The 18,310-nt window shown below is 68.0% G+C and carries 19 protein-coding genes; 9 read left to right on the plus strand and 10 right to left on the minus strand.

What is annotated here, in order from left to right; genetic code table 11:
• Nucleotides 1-1,908: 1,908 nt before the first annotated feature.
• The 10 genes from VIU94_RS27695 to VIU94_RS27740 all read right to left on the minus strand — a co-directional run bounded on the left by VIU94_RS27695 (nt 1,909) and on the right by VIU94_RS27740 (nt 11,654).
• A complete protein-coding gene (locus VIU94_RS27695; protein ID WP_331915232.1) occupies nt 1,909-6,180 on the minus strand; it encodes a hypothetical protein in 4,272 nt (1,423 codons plus the stop codon).
• A gap of 127 nt (nt 6,181-6,307) precedes the next feature.
• Nucleotides 6,308-6,601 carry an HNH endonuclease gene (locus tag VIU94_RS27700; RefSeq protein WP_331915234.1) on the minus strand — a complete coding sequence of 98 codons (294 nt, stop codon included), beginning with the start codon at nt 6,599-6,601 and terminating at the stop codon, nt 6,308-6,310.
• Between the two features lie 409 nt (nt 6,602-7,010).
• Nucleotides 7,011-7,847, minus strand: a complete 837-nt coding sequence (locus tag VIU94_RS27705; RefSeq protein WP_331915236.1) for a hypothetical protein — start codon at nt 7,845-7,847, stop codon at nt 7,011-7,013.
• Nucleotides 7,844-8,527: a plant Invertase/pectin methylesterase inhibitor family protein gene (locus VIU94_RS27710; RefSeq protein WP_331915238.1), complete on the minus strand. Its 684-nt coding sequence runs from the start codon at nt 8,525-8,527 to the stop codon at nt 7,844-7,846. The genes VIU94_RS27705 and VIU94_RS27710 overlap by 4 nt, the downstream gene beginning before the upstream one ends.
• Nucleotides 8,524-8,775: a hypothetical protein gene (locus tag VIU94_RS27715; RefSeq protein ID WP_331915240.1), complete on the minus strand. Its 252-nt coding sequence runs from the start codon at nt 8,773-8,775 to the stop codon at nt 8,524-8,526. Before VIU94_RS27715 ends, VIU94_RS27710 begins: the two co-directional genes overlap by 4 nt.
• A gap of 166 nt (nt 8,776-8,941) precedes the next feature.
• Complete coding sequence (locus VIU94_RS27720) at nt 8,942-9,148, minus strand: hypothetical protein (protein WP_331915242.1); 207 nt, start codon at nt 9,146-9,148, stop codon at nt 8,942-8,944.
• The gene (locus VIU94_RS27725) at nt 9,145-9,393 is read right to left on the minus strand and encodes a hypothetical protein (RefSeq protein WP_331915244.1); all 249 of its coding nucleotides are present in this window, start codon (nt 9,391-9,393) and stop codon (nt 9,145-9,147) included. The genes VIU94_RS27720 and VIU94_RS27725 overlap by 4 nt, the downstream gene beginning before the upstream one ends.
• 253 nt (nt 9,394-9,646) lie before the next feature.
• Nucleotides 9,647-11,035, minus strand: a complete 1,389-nt coding sequence (locus VIU94_RS27730; protein WP_331915246.1) for a hypothetical protein — start codon at nt 11,033-11,035, stop codon at nt 9,647-9,649.
• A complete protein-coding gene (locus tag VIU94_RS27735; RefSeq protein WP_331915248.1) occupies nt 11,032-11,391 on the minus strand; it encodes a hypothetical protein in 360 nt (119 codons plus the stop codon). The genes VIU94_RS27730 and VIU94_RS27735 overlap by 4 nt, the downstream gene beginning before the upstream one ends.
• Nucleotides 11,392-11,450: 59 nt before the next feature.
• Nucleotides 11,451-11,654, minus strand: coding sequence for a helix-turn-helix domain-containing protein (locus VIU94_RS27740; RefSeq protein WP_331915250.1), 204 nt, complete (start codon nt 11,652-11,654; stop codon nt 11,451-11,453).
• A gap of 119 nt (nt 11,655-11,773) precedes the next feature.
• Here VIU94_RS27740 and VIU94_RS27745 point away from each other — a divergent pair, with 119 nt between their 5' ends.
• The 9 genes from VIU94_RS27745 (at nt 11,774) to VIU94_RS27785 (ending at nt 16,719) form a co-directional block, all read left to right on the plus strand.
• A complete protein-coding gene (locus VIU94_RS27745) occupies nt 11,774-12,235 on the plus strand; it encodes a helix-turn-helix domain-containing protein (protein ID WP_331915252.1) in 462 nt (153 codons plus the stop codon).
• Between the two features lie 9 nt (nt 12,236-12,244).
• On the plus strand, nt 12,245-13,435 hold the full coding sequence (locus tag VIU94_RS27750; RefSeq protein ID WP_331915268.1) for a tyrosine-type recombinase/integrase: 1,191 nt from the start codon (nt 12,245-12,247) through the stop codon (nt 13,433-13,435).
• Between the two features lie 430 nt (nt 13,436-13,865).
• Entirely contained in the window at nt 13,866-14,219 is a 354-nt protein-coding gene (locus VIU94_RS27755; RefSeq protein WP_331915254.1) for a hypothetical protein, read from the plus strand.
• Nucleotides 14,216-15,028, plus strand: coding sequence for a DUF6907 domain-containing protein (locus VIU94_RS27760; RefSeq protein WP_331915256.1), 813 nt, complete (start codon nt 14,216-14,218; stop codon nt 15,026-15,028). The genes VIU94_RS27755 and VIU94_RS27760 overlap by 4 nt, the downstream gene beginning before the upstream one ends.
• Complete coding sequence (locus VIU94_RS27765; RefSeq protein ID WP_331915258.1) at nt 15,025-15,210, plus strand: hypothetical protein; 186 nt, start codon at nt 15,025-15,027, stop codon at nt 15,208-15,210. The genes VIU94_RS27760 and VIU94_RS27765 overlap by 4 nt, the downstream gene beginning before the upstream one ends.
• The gene (locus VIU94_RS27770; protein WP_331915260.1) at nt 15,210-15,590 is read left to right on the plus strand and encodes a DUF6907 domain-containing protein; all 381 of its coding nucleotides are present in this window, start codon (nt 15,210-15,212) and stop codon (nt 15,588-15,590) included. The genes VIU94_RS27765 and VIU94_RS27770 overlap by 1 nt, the downstream gene beginning before the upstream one ends.
• Nucleotides 15,587-16,063, plus strand: coding sequence for a hypothetical protein (locus tag VIU94_RS27775; RefSeq protein ID WP_331915262.1), 477 nt, complete (start codon nt 15,587-15,589; stop codon nt 16,061-16,063). Before VIU94_RS27770 ends, VIU94_RS27775 begins: the two co-directional genes overlap by 4 nt.
• Complete coding sequence (locus tag VIU94_RS27780) at nt 16,063-16,281, plus strand: hypothetical protein (RefSeq protein WP_331915264.1); 219 nt, start codon at nt 16,063-16,065, stop codon at nt 16,279-16,281. Before VIU94_RS27775 ends, VIU94_RS27780 begins: the two co-directional genes overlap by 1 nt.
• Nucleotides 16,282-16,542: 261 nt before the next feature.
• The gene (locus tag VIU94_RS27785; protein ID WP_331915266.1) at nt 16,543-16,719 is read left to right on the plus strand and encodes a hypothetical protein; all 177 of its coding nucleotides are present in this window, start codon (nt 16,543-16,545) and stop codon (nt 16,717-16,719) included.
• The last annotated feature ends 1,591 nt before the right edge of the window (nt 16,720-18,310 follow it).

Here is an 18,310-nt window from a genome sequence, read left to right on the forward strand (position 1 = left end):
CCCTGCGGGCCGCCCGCGACGGCCCTCCTGGTGGCTCCGAAGTAGCACGTCGAAACCCAAAAGGGTGGGAGCTACCGCCCACCCTTCCGGGCCCTTCAATCGCAGGTCGAATCCCAACGACCCTGCAGCGTGCGATCCAAGTCTTCGGGGCACGGTCCCTCCTCCTACGGGGACCGTTTCCCGCAGGTGGCTACCGATCTATCCCGGACCGCTGGAGCCCTTTACGCCCAAGGGGTACGGGCTAGTCCGTACCCCTCGACAACCCGCTTCCCGTAAGGGCGGGACGCGCCTCCGGGTGCGCCCCATCGAACCGCTCGGGAAGCACCGCCCGTGCTCGTCTCTCACCGTGCACGGTCCAAGGTTCCCGGCATCGGGAAGCTTCCGGCCCTCGTCCCGCGCCCGCACTCCACCGGGCACGGTACGGGGGCCTTTCCGTTTCGAGTTTCGTTTCAGCACGAAGATCACGCCCACTCGCCTGGATGGCTCAACGGCTCGGCTCAAGCCGTTCACCCGTGAGCCCTTGACTTCTACGCGCCCACACGCGCACGCGCGCACGTGCGCGCATAGAGCCGTCCTCGTTCACCTGCCGGCGCGGGTGAACGGGCGGGTGAACGAAGGGGCCTCCACGCTATGGAGACCCCGGCAGACACCCGGCGCAGACCCGGCAACAGGTCGGCGGGACCCCGGCAGAAGGTCGGCAGGGGTACCCACAATCCGGGTACCCCACCGGGTCTCTGCCGGGTCTGCGCCGGGTGCAAACCGGGCAACTGCCGGGTTCATACCAGGGTGACGGCGACCTGACGGCCCAAGGTCAGAGGCTGACGTCTGACCTGACGTCGAGGTGACGGGACCTGACTGGCGGAGGGTTTGAGGCGCCAGCCGTCAGGTCGCAGTCAGGTCAGGGTCACGGCCGTGACCCGGGGGTGTGACCACTGTGACCATCCTGGTCACAGACCCGTGACCCGGGTCTTGACGCTGCAGGTGGAGGTCGTTACGGAGGTCGTGATGGGTTGTGATTCTGGGGCTTGTCGTCGTGACGGCGATAACGACCTGTCACGACCTCCGTCACAACCGCTTTGCCCGCATATGTGGGTCGGACAGAGGTCGGACAAGGTCTACCGCGCTGCAGGTCGCAGCGTCGGGCAGGTCGGACAGAGGTCTGCCAACGTCGGACAGACGATCAAGGAATGGAGATCGTTTGTCAGACCTCTGTCCGACCTCGACCTGCGGTTTGGCAGACCTTGTCCGACCTCACGCCATACCGGATTGCCCCGCTATGCACCCTGCCCCGACCCTGCCGGACCCTGCCAGGAGTGCAGGTCAGAGAGTCGGCGACCCTGCCGAAACCCTGCCCGGTTGGGGCAGGGTCGAGCGGTGACCCTGCCAGATTCCGGCAGGGTCCTGGCAGGGTGCGACCTGCAGCGATGCAGGGTCGGGGCAGGGTCCTGGCAGGGTGCATACCACCGCAAACTAGGTGGACGGGGGGTAGGACATGACCCGGTTTGCCCCCGGACAGATTGGCCTCCGAGGTAGGACAGGGGGTGGACAGCGTCCGGACGCTGTCCGGGTGCGGAGATCGATTGTCCGGGTTCCTGTCCGGGGCAAAGCAGGATCTTCCGGGCGACTGTCCGGGGGCTGTCCGCCCTCACGCCAGAGATCCAACTAGACCAATTCCGGAGGTCACTTTGCCCCGGTATCGGTACTGCTCGCGGGGTGCTCGGCACTGCTCGACCGCAGGTCACAGCTGCTCAAGCTACTGCTCAGCCGCTGCTCAGAGCATCCGTTGAGCAGCGCCTGAGCAGTTGGCTGAGCAGCGCTGACCTGCGGTCGAGCACCTCTGAGCAGTAGCTGAGCAGCAACCCGAGCACCCGAAGTGCCCGGGTTTCGCCCACCTTCCCTGATGGTTTGTCAGCTCGCGTTGAGGCTCTGGATGAGCCGCTGCTGACTGACGCTCACCCGGTTGTCGGCGCGGTTGTCGACGTAGGCGGTGAAGCGCTGGTCGTCGACCACCAGCGACAGGGAGTCGCCCGGCTGGAGGCCAACGGCAACCTGCTGCTTCGCCGCGGACATCAGCGCGTTCGCCTGCGAGCTGGTGAACACAGGCTCCGGGCGCCCCGTGCCGTTGAACGCCAGGTTCATGCCCGGCTGCAGGTAGCCGCCGCTGTCGTACTTGCCGGGCTGGAAGCCGTACCACGACGTGAACAGCGGGTTGTTGTAGCCGCGGGCCGACTTGCCCACGACGACGCCCTGCCCGCCCCGGCTCTCGACGTTCGTCTTCCCGAGGGTGCCCGCCGTGTGGCCGACGCCCGCGTTGGTGATGCCGATACGGAAGGCGGAGCTGCCGTTCTTCACCCAGCCGGCCGGGGCCGTGTTCCCGGAGAACGCTCCGGTGGCCCAGCGCCGGGTGTTCGGCTTGAGGCCGCGGATCACGTTCTCAATCGCGCCCATGAACCCCGAGCAGTCGAAGCCCTTCGGGCCGACCCCGCCCCAGATGTACGGCTTACCGGCCTGAGCCTTCGCCCACTTCAGCGCCTCCTGGATACGCGGGCCGCCGACCCCGCCAGCGCCGCCCTTCTTGTCGGCAGTCTTGGAGAACCCGAACAGAGCGTTGATGAGCTTCGTCGGGATGCCCCGGGCCATCTGGCCGAAGCGGGTGTCCAGCCCCGGGAAGCCCTTCAGGAGCGGGTTCACGGCCGCCTTCACCCCGGCCTTCGCCGAACCGAGGATCGTGTCGCCCAGCCACGACACGCCCTCCTTCACCTTGTTCCATGCCGCCGACCCGGCACCCGCGACCTTGTTGAGGCCCTTGCCGATCCAGCCGAAGACACCGCCGTCCGCATAGCGCAGCGTCGTATCGGTCGCCGTCATCGGGTTCCCGCCGAACACCGGGGCCAGCGCCGCCTTCACACCCTGGGCGCCTCGAGAACGCGCCAGCGCGTTCATGGAGTTCACGAACCCCGAGCCGACCGCGCGGGTGAACTCCGGTCGCATGATGGCCTCGCCGCCGCTGAGCTCCAGCCGGCCGCCCGTCGGCGACACGAACCGGTGCACGTCCCTGCCCGGGGTGTAGCCCGGCATGACGCCGCCGCGGGCGAAGTGGAACTCCTTCAGCGGGGGCGCCCCGAACGCGTCGGCCACCTTCGACCACACGCCGACGATGCCCCGGTTGTAGACGGTGTCCACGACGTACTGAATGGGCCGCCGCGCAATGCTCTTGAGCTTGTCCCACTGGGTTTTGATCGAGTCGACTGCGTCCCCGAAGACACCGCCAAGGCCCTTGATGATGGTCTTCCAGCTGTCGAAGACGGGCTTGATGCCCTTCTCCCAGGCGTACTTGCCGACGGAGACGATGCTGTCCCACGCAGGTTTGATCGCCCCCGTGTACAGGGCCGAAGCGCCACGGCCGACCTGCCGCATGCCCTCCACGAAGTTCCGGAAGATCGGGCGGAGGATCTTCTCCCACATGAAGGTCGCTGCGACCTGGATCGCCGCCCAGGCGGGCTTGATGGCGTTCTTCCACAGCCACGTGGCCTGGTCGCCGATCTGCTGCAGTGCGGGCTTGAACGCCTTCTCCCACAGCCAGCCGATGACGGCTCCCAGCACCTTCACGGCCAGGACGATCGGGAGGATGACGGCGACGGTGATGACCGTGAGCAGGATCCGAGCGGCGAGTGAGATCGCATCCCAAGCGGGCTTGATCGCGTTGGTCCACAGCCACATCGCCGCGGTGCCCAGCTGCTTGAGCCCGGTCCAGATGTACGCGAACACGGGCTGCAGGACGTTCGTCCACAGCCACATCGACGCCGTCTGGATCGCCGACCAGATCGCTTGGATGCCGGCACGGAACCAGTCGAAGCGCCGGTACATGTACAGGACCGCCAGGGCGACGGCGGCGATCGCAACCAGGATCCAGCCCCACGGGCCGGCGAAGGTGATGGCGTTGAAGGCGATCATTGCGCCGTTCGCGATGACCTGAGCAGCGGCCCACAGCTTCGTCCCCACGTACAGGCCGTAGATGCCGATGACGAGCTCAGGCAGGTAGGTGGCGATGTTGCTGAGGATCGACGCCGTTGTGCCGAGCAGCTGCAGCAGCGGTCCCGACAGCGGCGATAGCGCGGTGCCGATGTTGAGGAACGCTGTCGCGATCTTCCCGAGCGTGTCGGCGATCAGCGGCGCCTTGTCGGCGCTGTACGACAGGAACCGCTCAAACTCCGGCGACCCCTTCAGCCCGGTCGCCCACGTTGCGAACTTGCCGGTGATCCGCTGCATGGTCGACGAAATGCCGTCCATGTGCGGCAGGAACGCGTCGATGATCCCGGCAATCCCCTTGAAGACGTTCCCGAACGCCACGCCGAGCCCGATGATCGCAGGCTTCACGTTGCCCTGCAGATCCGCCTTGAAGCCCTGCCAGAACGGCTTCTTCAACTCCGCGGACACCTTGTCCTGGAGGATGCCGATCGCGTCCGCGGCGCCGAGCACGAACGGCGTGAGTGTGGGAAGGGTGTTCCGGATCCCGATCAGGGCCCTGGTGAAGATGGGCATCACGGCCGGCTGCAGGGATCGCGACCAGGCGTTGAACGCGGTCTGCAGGCCGACGAACGCGTTGAGGGTGCCGCGAGCCGAGGGCGTCAGCTTCGCCAACTCGGCCCGGTACTTGGCCTGCGCCGTGGCCGCGGCATCCGCCGTGCCGGCCGCCGACGCCTGCGTCTGGGACGCCTGCTGCAGCTGGCGGGCCGCCGAAGCCGCGGCATCCGCCGCGGACTGCTGAGCGACCGCCACATTCTCCTGAGCCTGCGCGATCTTCGCCGCGTTGTCCTGAGCCGTCTGAGCCTGAGCGGCCTGAGCCTGCTGCAGCGCCTTCGTCCGGTCGGCAACCGTGTCCTGAGCCTGAGCAACCTGCTCCTGCGCCGACTTGACGGTCTGGCTGCCCTCGACGCCCGCCTTGTTTGCGGCGGCCGTCTCCTTCTTCAGGCGCCCGGTCTCGGTGGTCTGCTCCTTCAGGCGCTGAACGGCCTGGTCGTACTGCAGGAGCGCCTTCTGCTTGTCGAGTTCCGTCGACTTCGCGTCCTTCAGGACCGCGTCCCGCTCGAGGGTCGCCTCCTTCAGGCCGATCTCGGCGTCCCGCTGCGACAGCACCGAGTCCGTCAGTCGCGTGTTGAGGTCCTCGAGCTCCTGCGCCGCGGTCCGGCGCGCGGCCGTCAGATCCTCCTGAGCCTTCCGTGCGGCCCGCTGAGAGTCCGCCAGGGCGTCTTCCGCGTCCTCGACGGCCTGAGCCGCCCTCGCAGCCGCCTGAGCCGCTGTACGGCGAGCCTGAGTCACCGCAGCCTGCGCCTGAGCGATCTGCCTCGCCCCGTTGCGCTCCGCCGTCGCAACCGCCTGCTGAGCAGAAGCCAGCTGCAGGGCCCTCGATGACGCTGCAGCCGCAGCCTGGCCCCCGGTGTTCGTCGACTGCGTCGCCGCGTCCTGAGCCGCCTTCTGGGCTTGCAGGACACCGCCGATCTGCTTGAAGGCCGGTACGGCGACCAGGCCGACCGCGCCGATCCCTGCAGCTGCCGCCGTACCGGCCGCGGCGATCGCGCCCAGGCCGGCCGCGACGACCGGCAGCACCGGCAGGATCGCGGGACCAAACGCGATGGCGGACGTCGTCAGCAGGTTGAAGTTCGCCGCCGCGGAGCGGGTGTCGACGTCGACATTGATGTCCTGCCCGTCGAGCCGGTTGATCTCCGCCTGGAACGCGGCCAACTGAGCTTGTGCCGCCCCCGCGTCGAGGCGCACATTCACGTCCGCGCTCGACGTCGACAGACGCGTCAGGCGCTCCTGCAGCCGGGCGATACGGGCCTGAGCCTCCGTCGCGTCGATGTCGACGCCGATCTCGGTATCCCGCAGCGTCAGCAGCTGCGCCCGGATCGCATGGATCTCACGTTCCGCATCAGACGCGTCCGCACGCAGCTCGACGTCCGGCAGATCCCGGAGCGCCGCCTCGACACGGCCCTTGAACGAACGGGCGAACGCCCCGCCTGTCGCCTGGCCCTGACGGGTCGCCGGCGCCTGAGCTTGACGGCCGCCGTTCCTGATGCCCTGCACGAACGCGTCGGCGATATGCGACGTCATGTAGCGGCCGATGACACGGCCTACTTCGTCGCCCACCTCGTTCGCGGCAGGAACGAGCTGGTTCTGCATGCGTTGCCGCACGCCTGTCGCATTGGGTAGAACGTCGACTTCAACCGAGCCGACTGAGATAGCTGGCGACACGCTGCCCTCCTAGGCAGTCCGTGGCGCGGGCCTTAGAGGTCAAGGACAGGTACAGCTACAGCAGACCGGGATGCGGCTCGTCACCGCGGAACCGAGTCGGTCGAGGCGCAACAGCACGGAACGCGGCAGCCTCCTTGGCAGTCTTCTGTCGGTGGCACGGATCGCACACACCCTGAAGGTCTTCCGGTTCGTGCCGATCGGTCATCGGGACGATGTGGTCAGCGACCGTCGACGGACGAACGCCACAGATCATGCACGTCGGCTGAGCCTCGAGCACCGCCTTACGGCGCTTCGCCCAGTCCTTCGGCAGCCGGCTCGCACGGGTCGACGTGTGCCAGTTGTTCGTCACCAGATCTCCTCGAATCGGGATGAATGGGAGTGGCGAGGGGTCCCCCTAGTGGATCTTCCAGCCATCGAAGACGTAATGCAGCTGACCCCGTGTACGGGTCTGGGAGTTTCGGCACTCTCCGTAACCATTCGGTCACTCGATTCGGAAAACGCCTAGGAAACCCAGGCAGAAGGTCAGGTGCTATACGTCTTCGATGGCTGGAAGATCACCCGGGAGCCCCCGTCCCCACCCCTTTGCTCCTGGTTTGTGCGCGGTCCGGCCGGCGAAGCGAGGAGCCGGCCGGACCGCGGGTCGGCGCTGGCTGAGCGCTTGCAGTCGCCCCTGGAGGATTGGACTGCTCGTCAGCCATAGGTTCGCGTCGTGTTGGTGGCTGACCACTCGCGCGATGCCCTTGACGCCTGCTCATGGGTCACGCAGCCAATGCCTGTCGCACCGCTGCGACTGCCTGACCGCGTGAGCCTGCTGTCTGCATGCCTGCGATGGCGTCGCGCCAGCGGTCGACGGCTGCTGCCCGCTCGCGTGCCTCGCCTGGTGTGGCCAGCTGCAGGGTGAAGTGTGGTGAGCGTGCGAGGTACAGCCATCGGCTGACGGGCTGGTGCTGCAGCTCCTTCCACTCCCGAAGTGCCGGGCCGACCTCGTCGCGCAGCTTGTGGGCGAGGACGTCGTCGACGCTGGGAGTGGGCGGCTTGGCTACCGCGTACAGCGCGTTGTCCCGTCCGCCGTCGCCGCCGAGGACGCGAGCCATATCGCGTCGGTCGTTGACGAGCTGGTCGAGCTGGTGTGCTGCAGACTCCGCCTTCTCCCACGCTGCCGTGACCTTCGGGTCGTTCCAGTCGAGCATGCTCACGTCGAGGTTGTCGGGGAGCTTCTTCGCCTGCGCGGTGAGGGCTTTGACGAGACCGGCGAACTCGGGTTGCAGGGCGAGGATCCAGCCGGGCACGCGGTCCTTGACGAGCTGGTTGAACCTGCGGGAGACCGGCTCCATGAAGTCGTTGCCGACCTGCTGGTGTGCGAGGGCGATGCGGTGGTCGTGTGCTCGCTGCTCGATGAGGGCGGCCAGCTGCTCGGCTGTGGCCGGGATGTCGTCGACGGTGGGCCGGGCCGGCGGCTGCATGTGGGCGGCGTCGACGACGGTCTGCCACATGGCGTGACAGGCGTCGATGTCCTGGGGTACGGCGAGGCCGCGCCGTCGTGCAGCCTTGACGGCGTCCTGTGCCTTGCCGGTGTCGTGGTCGAAGGTGATCACGCGGCTTCACCGCCGTCGCCGAAGTCGGTGTCCGCGGCCCGGGAGATCTCGTGCGGCTTCAGCCCGTCGAGGAGGCCGGGCATGGGCTTGGTGTACGACTGGGCGACGTTCATGCGCCAGACGACGTCGTTGGTGTCGGGCATCTGTGCCAGCTCGATGACGTGCTTCATGAAGGCGTTGTTGCTGCCGTCCTCGTTCCACGCGTCGACGGCGCCGTGCCAGCCGCGTTCGAAGGCGACGGCGGCGACGGCTCGGGCGAGTTCGCGGTCGCCGCTGAAGTGGGCGTCCCGGATCAGCGACTCGGCCTGGCCGGGGTCGGTGACGGTGGCGGCCTGCTGGCGGGCCTGGCGCCGGGCCATAGCGGTCATGGGGTCGGCGGCGGTGCCGGCACCGAACGCCTTCCGGGCGAGCTCCTGCTTGTGCGCCTTGACCATGTCGATGTGCTTGTCGAGGGCCTGCTGGATCTGCTCGGCGGCCGGCTTGTACACCTTGGCCGCGGCGGCACGCTTCGCCTCGGGGGTGAGGTCGCGGCGCTCCCCGATCCGCTTGATGGCGTCCGTGGCGCGGTCGCGGACGGCGTCCGCCTGGGCGCGGTGGGCGTCCATCGCCTTCTGGAAGTCGGAGGTGTTCTGTTCGTCGGAGAGGTTGAACAGTCGCTGGAACTCGGCGGGAGAGGTCACGGGTGATTCCTTTCGGTGGCGGCCTGCTGGGCCAGGTTCTGGGCTTCGGTGACGGCGCGGGCGATGGCGTCCGGGGGCAGGAACTCGGCGAGGAGGCCGGCCATGGCGAGCACGGCGCCCTCACAGGTCGCCGCGACCTCGTCGGCGGGCAGGGTGTGCAGGAGGAGGCGGACGGCGGTGTCGTCGCCGCGGAGGGCCGCCGCAGTGACGAGGGCGGCCGTCCGCACGAACTGGATCTCGGTACTCACGCCGCCTCCGGGATCTCAAGGTGCGAGCACTGCCCGCCGTGGACGTCGGAACACTGCGGGCGGCGTACCGTTCGGCACACCCACGCGCCGCAGCCCCGCACGCAGGCCCGACCCCTGGCGCCCTTCAACGGGCGATCGCAGACGGCGCAGCGGCGGCTGACCCCGGTCACTCGCCACCCCCGGGTTCTTCTGCGATCCCGGGAAAACCCGGCTCGTCGTCCTCCGCCCAGCGGCGCATCTTGGCGTTGTGACGGGCCGCCAGGCCGGGGATGCGTGCAGCGTCGAGCTCGGCCCGCTGCTGCCTCCGCTGCTGCCGCTTGTTCTTGGCTGCCGCTATCCGAGCGGCCACCTGCTCGTCGACGTGGGACGTCACGGCTCGATCACCTCGATGCCGTCCTCAGGCTTGAAGTCCTTCAGCCACTGGCTCTCCGTGTAGGCGGTGCCCTCGTAGAAGAAGACCGGTTCGATGCCGGTGAAGGTGGTTCCGTCTTCCAGGTGCGAGAGCACGATGACCGCCCAAGCGACGATCCGGGAGTGGTCACGAATGCCGGGAAGCTTCACCCACCAGCCGGGTGCGGCGGGGGTGAGACTGAGCGGCGAACCGGGGGTGATCTTCAAGGTGACTCCTGGTCTGTGGTGGCTGTCGAAAAGCGGCAGCTAGAGGGGAAGTGGTCGGGGCGCGTGGACATGTGGACACGTGGACAGTGGACACGCGTCCACACACCCCTGTGTCGCGGGTTCCTTACGTGCGAGTGAGAGTTGATGTCCGTTTTTTCATAGAGAGAGACGGTTCGAGGTTCACTCTCGGTGAGCACTTTTTCGCGACAGGGGTGTGTGGACACGCGTCCACGTGTCCACATGTCCACATCGCCTAGGACGTCTTGATGCACAGCCGCCCGTCCTCTACGAAGATCCAGTCCTGTGCCTCGGCGCGGTCGACGGCCCGCTCGGCATACGGGCGGTCCCGACCTGCCAGCCTCCGCCTGAACTCGCCGAACGTCCGGCCGCTCTCCTTCTGCGCGAACACGCGCGCGCGGATGGCGAGTCGCTGCACCGTGGCGTCGTCGTCGTTCTTCGCCTGGTGCGCCCGAAGTTCGGCCTGCAGCTTCACTTCCTCTTGCTGCTGCTTGGCCGCCACCGCTTCCCGGTGCGCACGCGCGAGGAGCGAGTCACGCACGGCGCAGGACGCGTCCCACATGACCTCGGCGAGCTGCCAGTCCTCCTCGGTCACGCCGAAGCGGTCGTCGAGGAGAGCGAGCAGGGCGGACAACTTCACCTTGATCAGCCCTGCGTGCCCGTCGAGTTCGGGGACGTACAGCTCGCCGCGGTTGCGGAGAACCCGTTCACTCCAGAGCAGGTCGCGGACCCGCTTGGGGTAGGTGATCTCGAACGGCTCCCACCGCGAGGCAAGGCATTCGAGCTTGGGCAGAGGACCCGGCGACACGGGCGGCGCGTCTGGGATGGACGGATCCTCTGCCCGCCCCCAGACGAATCGCTGCGGCGTGCCGGTGCCCGCGTCGGAGAGGACCGGTAGGGCAGTTGAGGGCTGGAAGCCCACGAGTAGCCCCAGACTGTAGGAGCCCGCCTCGACGTACCGGGTGCGCTCCTCGGAGGCGTTGGTCTGCCCGAGGGTCTCGCCGACGGCCGCGCGGCGGAGGGTCTCGCCGAGCGTGGAGCCGCTGCGTTCGCCGAGCTTGGCGAGGATCTGCCCCTCGTCGATGTAGAAGTAGGCGTTGTGGCGGACCTGCTTCCGTACCCGCTTCATGACGGGAGCGCTCTCCCCGCCCCTGGTGCGCCGGATCTCGCCCGTCTCCTCCTCGACGGTACCCATGAATGCCTCGGCGATCCCCTCACCGGAGCCGACGGGCAGGCCGTCGCGGAACTCTGGATCGGGTGCGGGCAGGAGATGCCGGTTCAGGCTGGATGCGGTCGACTTGCCCGCGCCGGGCCCGCCCACGGTCGCGACGAAGAGGTTCAGGGATGCTCGGCCGCCGATCCCTGATGCTGCCGCGATGGTGTGCGGGATCAGCCCGGACAGGCGGGCGAGGCAGCTGTGCATCAGCACGTCGCCCGAGCAGCCGGCGGCGTGGGCGTAGCTGCGGATGTGGCGGAGGCGCTCGCGTGCTGCCCAGAACTCCTCGGGCAGTAGGCCGTCGGGACCTTGTAGCCCGGCGTCGGTGACGACGGTCAGCTTGGGGTCTTTGACCTGGCCGTGTTCGTCCAGTTCGCCGTCCCACGGGTCCTCGGCTGGAAGGCTCACGCTGCCTCCTTCCTGCTGCTGTGGCGGTTGCGCGCGAGCATGTCGGCGTGCGCCTGGTTGAGTTCGGCGAGCGTGGGCCGCTGCCAGAGCGGTTCGGGCGCCCGTAGCTGCCGGTTGAAGTCGTCGGCGATCTCGGGGTTGTAGCGGCGCCAGAGTTCGGCGAACGCGACGAGGCCGGCCATCTTGCGGGGGTCCTCGATGGGGAGGGCCTTCCAGTCGTCGGAGCCGTAGTCGACGTAGTCGCCGCGTTTGTAGCGGGCTTTCGCCGCCTGCCAGTAGTCGGCGATGACGGCCGCCTCGTCGGTCTCCGCTTTCGCGGTGTCAGAGGTGTGCGCTACCTTGAGGGCTGCGGCCACCGCACCGCTTACACGACCCCCGGCACCTGCAACGTGTCGGGGTTCGTTGTTTTCCGGGTTCATGCCGCTTGGCCTCCCGAGACGGTGCGCTCGTTCAGCCACTTCTCGATGGCGCTGCGCTTGTACCGGATGCGCCCGCTGCGCCCGGGGCTGGTCTTGATGTAGTCCGGGCCGGTTCCCATCCATCGCCAGCTCGCCAGTGCCTGCGTGGTCACCCGCAAGATCGGTGCGACTTCCTTCGGACTGAGAAGGTCGTCAGCCATTTAATGTCTCCTTTGGTGTTCAGATTCACCACTTCTGTGGATACAGTGATCCCATGACGAGCATGAAGGTAGCACCCCGGGAGCAGAAATGGACACCTCTTCCACCTAGTCTTTTGCTCATGGCCGACGAGAAGCGCCGCGCGCGCCCTGCAGCTCAGTACGGACCCACCGCAGCGACGGTGGCCGCCAACGTGGCACGGCTCAGGAAGGCTCGGGGCCTGAGCATCTACGCCCTGGCCGGCCTGATGGAGAAGGCGGGTCGCCCGATCACGCCGTCTGCTGTGGCCAAGGTGGAGAAGCAGCAGCGGCAGGTGACGGTCGACGACCTCGTGGCGCTCGCTGCTTGCCTCCGTGTCGGTCCGTCGGCTCTGCTGCTGCCATTGACGGACGACCCCGCGGACTCAGTGGAGATCACGGGCGTGGGGACCGTCGACGCAGAGCGGGCGTGGGACTGGGTCGACGGTGAAATGCCGATCGAGCAGATCGCACCTGGCGACCCTTCCGGGGCGCTCCTTCAGTTTCAGGTGTACGCGCGGCCTCCCGGGCGGCGCATGCAGCTGCTGCCGAGCGAGGAGGACTAGTTGGCCAGGGTGTGGATCGAGGACCGCGAGACTCACGCGGACTACCAGGAAGCCATGGAGAAATGGCAGGCGGCGAAGCGCGCGGGCAGTAAGCGCCAGGCGCCGGGCCGGTGGCGGGTGCGCTGGTACGGGCCGGACAACAAGGGCAAGGCGAAGACGTTCGGGAAGCTGCCGCAGGCCGAGGCCGAGGTGCACGCGATCACGGCCCGCCTGGATAAGGGGTCGTACCGGGACCCGAAGTCGGGGAAGACCGCGGTGCGGATTGTGGCCGAGGAGTGGTTCGAGTCGAAGCGGAAGGTGGGCCGGACCACGAAGCGCGACTACCGGGACCTGCTCGACAACTACGTGATCCCCAAGTGGGGTGACTGGCAGATCGCGGCGATCCAGTGGGAGGACGTGAACGCCTGGCTGACGGAGCTGGAGACGAAGCCGGGGAAGTCCGGCAAGCTCCTCGGGGCGGCCCGGATCATCAAGGCGTACCGGGTGCTGGCCATGGTCATGAAGCACGCCGTGTTCTCGAAGCGGATCAGCGTGAGCCCGTGCCACGACCACGAGTTGCCGCGTCCGGACGACGAGGACGAGCACGTCTACCTCACCTACGGCCAGCTGGAGCGGCTCGCGCTCGCGGCCGGCGAGTACCGGCTGCTGATCCTGACCCTGGGGTACTGCGGGATCCGGTGGGCGGAGGCGTCCGCGGTGAAGGCGGGCCGGCTGTCGGTGCCGAAGCGCCGGATACGGATCGTGCAGAACTACACCGACGTGTCCGGCGTCCTGGCCCTGGGGCCGGTGAAGAACCATGAGAAGCGCTCTGTGCCGCTCCCCCGGTCGTTCGCCGACGAGTTGGGCACCCTCGCCCACGGCAAGGCTGCGGACGGCCTGTTGTTCACCGCTCCGGAAGGCGGCCCGCTCCGGTACGCCAACTTCCGGTCCCGGGTCTTCGACCCCGCGGTGAAGGAAGCCGGCCTGGCCGGGATGGGGATCACGCCCCACAAGTTGCGGCATACGGCCGCCTCGCTCGCCATCGCGGCCGGCGCGGACGTGAAGGTCGTGCAGCTGATGCTGGGCCACAAGGACGCGTCCATGACGCTCAACATCTACGGGCACCTCTTCCCCGACCGGCTGGACGAGGTGGCCGACGCTCTCGACGTCGGACGGAAGGTCGCACTGGCTCTTGTCGATGCGTCACTCACGGACGCGTAGCGATCAAAGCAGCGTGTATTAAATGCGTACTGGCCCCTGTCAGCGATCTTGACGGGGGCCAGTCTCATACCGCCGTTGACCAGCGGGTTCACCATGGAGCCGCCTTCGGGATTCGAACCCGAGACCTACGCATTACGAGGTCTTTTCGGGCGGCGCGCTGATCAGCGCGAGACGCGTAGCAGTGGCCTGACCTGCATGTTTCTCATATTCGTTTAGCTTCCGTTAGCTGGTTCTCTCCAGCTTTCACATGTACGGCATGTGTACTGCGCCCCTCTTGGGCCCGGAGAAGTAATCTTCAGTTCCGTGTTCACTATGACCACGACCATGTGTATGGTGGACACGTCGCCCCCCAAAGGCGGCGGCCCCAAACGGGTGCTGGTAACACCTGCCCGGGGCCTAACGGATCACCTGCAGACACAGGAGAACCGCTATGGCGCATTCTGCCATCAGCACGTCCAAGCCGTCCGTTGACCACTTGATGGACACCCCTCTGCCCGTGCTCATCAACGAGCTGGGCGTGACCCTCATCGAATCCGGCATCACCGACCGCGAGTTCTTCGGCGCCGTGGTGCAGCGGAAGACCGGTGAGCTGCTGCTCACCATGCCGCGCGACCGCTCCGAGCTGGAGCACGACACCGTCGCCCGGTACCTGCTCGCCCAGGCGTTCGGCGTGCCGGTGCCCGAGATGCCCGCGCCCATCGTCACCACTCGCTTGGACGACAACGGCGACCCGGGCCAGGCCGACGAGGCCCTGCGCCGTGTCCGCGAGGGGCGGCAGGCGTGAGCGACTTCGACGACGAGCAGGAGCGGGCGCAGGAAAGCGTCGAGCGCGCGTTCCCCGAGGTGGCCCGCTTCCTAGGCCAGCTGCCCACCTACGGCCCGACCGAGGTGTTCCACGACGGGGACGACATTGCCCCGGACGTGGTCGTGCGTGTCGCCTACGCCCTGTCCCGTGTGCAGCTGATGACGGCCCTGTCGATCGGCTTCACGGAGATCGCCCCGGACCGCAACGCCGAGGACCTGACGGTCGAGGAGGTGCGGAGCGAGGTCGAGGGCTGGCTGCACGGCGCGGCCGTCATCGAGCTCGACCGGTACGTGAGGCAGGGCCAGCTGACGGCGTACCCGCCCGAGGTGCAGCCCGTCATGGACGCGCTCGCCGCGGCCCTCGACCGCGCGTACCCGGCGACTGGGGAAAATTCCCCAGTCCGGAGGGCGCCCCGCTACGGCGACGGCACGGTGACGCTGCACACCGTCGACCACGGCGAGGTCACCGTGCCTGAGCCGGCCTGGTGTATCGGCCACTCCTGGCAGCCCAACCCGCACCGGGCGGATATCACCCACAACTCGACGCGGGTGAAGGCTGCGGCGACGACGGACGGCGCCGGCCGCGTGCACCTGCTGCACGCGTACATCAGCCACTCCCCGCATCTGGAGATCGAGCCCGAGCCGCACCCGGTCGTGTCCGTGGACCTGGGCTGCACGGACGACTTCGCCGCCGAGGACATTCCTCAGCTCGCCGAGGGGCTGCGGTCGGCGGCCCGGGTGCTGGAGAACGTCGCCGCCGAAGCGATCCGACTGCGGGGTGAGTCGTGAGGTCCTCGACGATCGCCCGCCCGACGGAGAACGCCGCGGTGTTCAACGGCACCCCCGCCCGTCCCCTGCCGCCCGCCGAGGTGGTCGCCGACCGGCTGATCGTGGCCCGCGCCACGTGCGACCGGTACGGCGCCCGGCACTTCTCCGCCCTCCTCGACCGCATCTTGGAAAGGGGCCAGTGATGGCCACGAAGACCGCAGGTCGCATCGCAAGTCCCCCCCGGCTGGAGTCGTGCCCGGAGTGGTGCGTCATCGACCACGGGAACGACCCGATCGACGACATCTTTCACCGCGGCGCCTACATGCAGGTCGGCATCCCGGACGACCAGGTGCACTTGTCGTCCCGCGACCTGAAGCTCACCGCGAGCCTGTGCCTGCCCGAGATGCCCGAGCCGGGCGACGAGGACGGCATGCTCGTCCTCGACCAGGGCGACCTGTTCGGCCCCTACGCGGAGTTGAACGTCGAGGAGTGCGACCAGTTCATCCGAGACCTGAAGGCCTTCACCGCCCGCGTCGAGCAGGCGCGCGACTGGATGGCCGCACGGAAGGGAGCGCGGTCGTGAAGACTCCGCCGATGTTCTACCCGCAAGAGGACGGCAAGCTCGTCGAGATCCCCGCCGAGCACGCCGCGATCCTGGAGTTGTACCGGGACCGGATGCCGCTCTGCTACGAGGTGCAGGAGACGGGCCAGCCGTACCTGTACGCGCTCATCGACGTCGACGAGGAGCCCTACGGCACCCCGCGGCCGGGAGCGCTGGAGACGGCCGCTCTCCGTGTGGCCCGCGACTTGAAGCGGCGCCGGGTCGGGGAGGACCTGGTGCCCGTCGACTACCAGCCGCTTGCGCACGCGGCGATCCGCGCCCACGTCGCCGACATGGCGGAGTTCGCGGCCTCCTGCTCCTACGACGAGCCGACAGCGCGACGGCAGCGCTACGCCGCGCAGGAGGCTCGCCGGATCGGCCGGCAGCTGTCGAAGACGGTCGAGCAGGCCGTGTCCGCGGCCGTCGCCGAGCCCGTGAAGCCGGTGACGGCGTGATGGCCCTGGAAGGGATCCCGGACCCGGAGCGGTACGCGGACGGTACGCCGTGGTCGACGCACGTGTGGCTGGAGGACCCGTACTGGCAGGACTCCGCCGTCTGGTGCGGGTACTGCGGTGCCGCCTCCTACAAGGACGAGGCGCACAAGCCGTGCCCGGGTCCCGTACCGGTCCCCTGCGGGCCGCCCGCGACGGCCCTCCTGGTGGCTCCGAAGTAGCACGTCGAAACCCAAAAGGGTGGGAGCTACCGCCCACCCTTCCGGGCCCTTCAATCGCAGGTCGAATCCCAACGACCCTGCAGCGTGCGATCCAAACACCCGGGGCACGGTCCCTCCTCCTACGGGGACCGTTTCCCGCAGGTGGCTACCGATCTATCCCGGACCGCTGAAGCCCTTTACGCCCAAGGGTTCGCGGGGTTCACGACGAACCCCGCGACCCGCTTCCCGTAAGGCCCGGAACCACCCCCGAAGGAGCCTGCTGTGAGCGACGACCAGAACCCCGGACGCGTGCACGGCCGACTCCTCGACTGGCGTCACGCCTCGGTCGGCGACCCGGCGCCGTGCGTCCGCTGCCGACGCCCCGCGCTCATGCGGAACCCGGACACCGGCCGACCGGAACACAAGGTGTGCGCGGAGGCCGCGCTCGCCCCCAACTGACTTCCCGCCGGGAAGCACCGGCCCGTGCTCGTCTCTCACCGTGCACGGTCCCCGTGGGCGCGGTGCCCACAACTGAGAGGGACAGGGTGTCCCTCTCAACCACGGTCGTCATGACCGTGCGGCCCTCGTCCCGCGCCCGCACTCCACCGGGCACGGTACGGGGGCCTTCGGCATGGATGGCTCAACGGCTCGGCTCAAGCCGTTCACCCGTGAGCCCTTGACTTCTACGCGCCCTCGCGCGCACGTGCGCACGTGCGCGCATAGAGCCGTCCTCGTTCACCTGCCGGCCGCGGGTGAACGACCGGGTGAACGAGTGAACGACGACCCGGCAGACGGGTCGTGATGGGGTCGTGACGCTGCTGGTCGAGGTCGTTACGGAGGTCGTGATGGGTCGTGATTCTGGGGCTTGTCGTCGTGACGACGGTAACGACCCGTCACAACCCGGGTCACGGGTCTGACCTGGGGGGTCACACCCCCGTCACGACCTGTGTCACGACGTGGCGCTGACCTGCGTGACCCCGGTAGTCACGCAGGTCAGGACCCCGCCCCGACCCTGCCTTTCCGCAGGACCGACCCTGCCTCAACCCGTCCTTGACCCTGCCCCGGCCGGGCACGGTAGGCGCCGACCCTGCCCCGCTCAGGCAGGGTCGGGTACGGGTCTCGGGCAGGGTGCATAGCTGGGCAAAGAAGTCTGCCGGAGGTCTACCAAACCGCAGGTCGAGGTCTGCCGGGAGGTCTCCGGAGGTCTGCCATTCGGCGTCAGGAGCGTGATCGTTTGGCAGACCTTGGCAGACCTCACTACCCGGACAGGGGTAGGACACTCTGGCAATTGATCCCGTTATGGGCGGACAATCCCCCGGACGTAATGATCTTGGGGTAGGACGCTGTCCGGACAGCGTCCACCCTCGAAGATCATCTGTCCGCCCTCCTGTCCGGGGCATTCGAGACCTTTCGGGCGGCTGTCCTACCGGCTGTCCACCCACTTTGCCCCGTCTCGTCCCCCGACTAGCGGGTGGATACCATCCGGCTTCCATCCACCCTCGAAGATCCACTATCCACCCCGCAAGACGGGGCAATCCGGTCGCCATCCAGGTGCTACTCGACTGCTAGACCCCTGGTCGCAGCTGCTATACGAGGTGCTACGCCAGCTGCTACGCAAGATCGGGTAGCACCTCGGTAGCAGCAGATGTAGCAGCGCTGACCTGCGGCGTAGCAGTGCCGTAGCGGCTGCGTAGCACCGGACTTGCCCCGGTATCGGAACCCCTCGACAGCCCCTCGCGTAGTCCTCGACCGCAGGTCAGAAGTCCTCGGCGAAGTCCTCGCGCTACCCCTCGCCTTGATCGTCGAGGACCAGTCGAGGGGTAACCCGAGGGGCTGTGACCTGCGGTCGAGGAGTAGCCGAGGACCGACCGAGGGGTGAGCAAGCTGGATAATATGCACCTTGCTCCGAAGATCGAACTAGACCAATTCCGGGGTTACTTTGCCCCGATATCGGTACTGCTCGCGGGGTGCTCGGCACTGCTCGACCGCAGGTCACAGCCGCTCGGGTTACTGCTCGCGTACTGCTCGGGCTTGATCGTCGAGCAGTAGC

The sequence above is a fragment of the Streptomyces sp. genome, from assembly GCF_036566765.1.
Classification (GTDB): Bacteria; Actinomycetota; Actinomycetes; order Streptomycetales; family Streptomycetaceae; genus Streptomyces.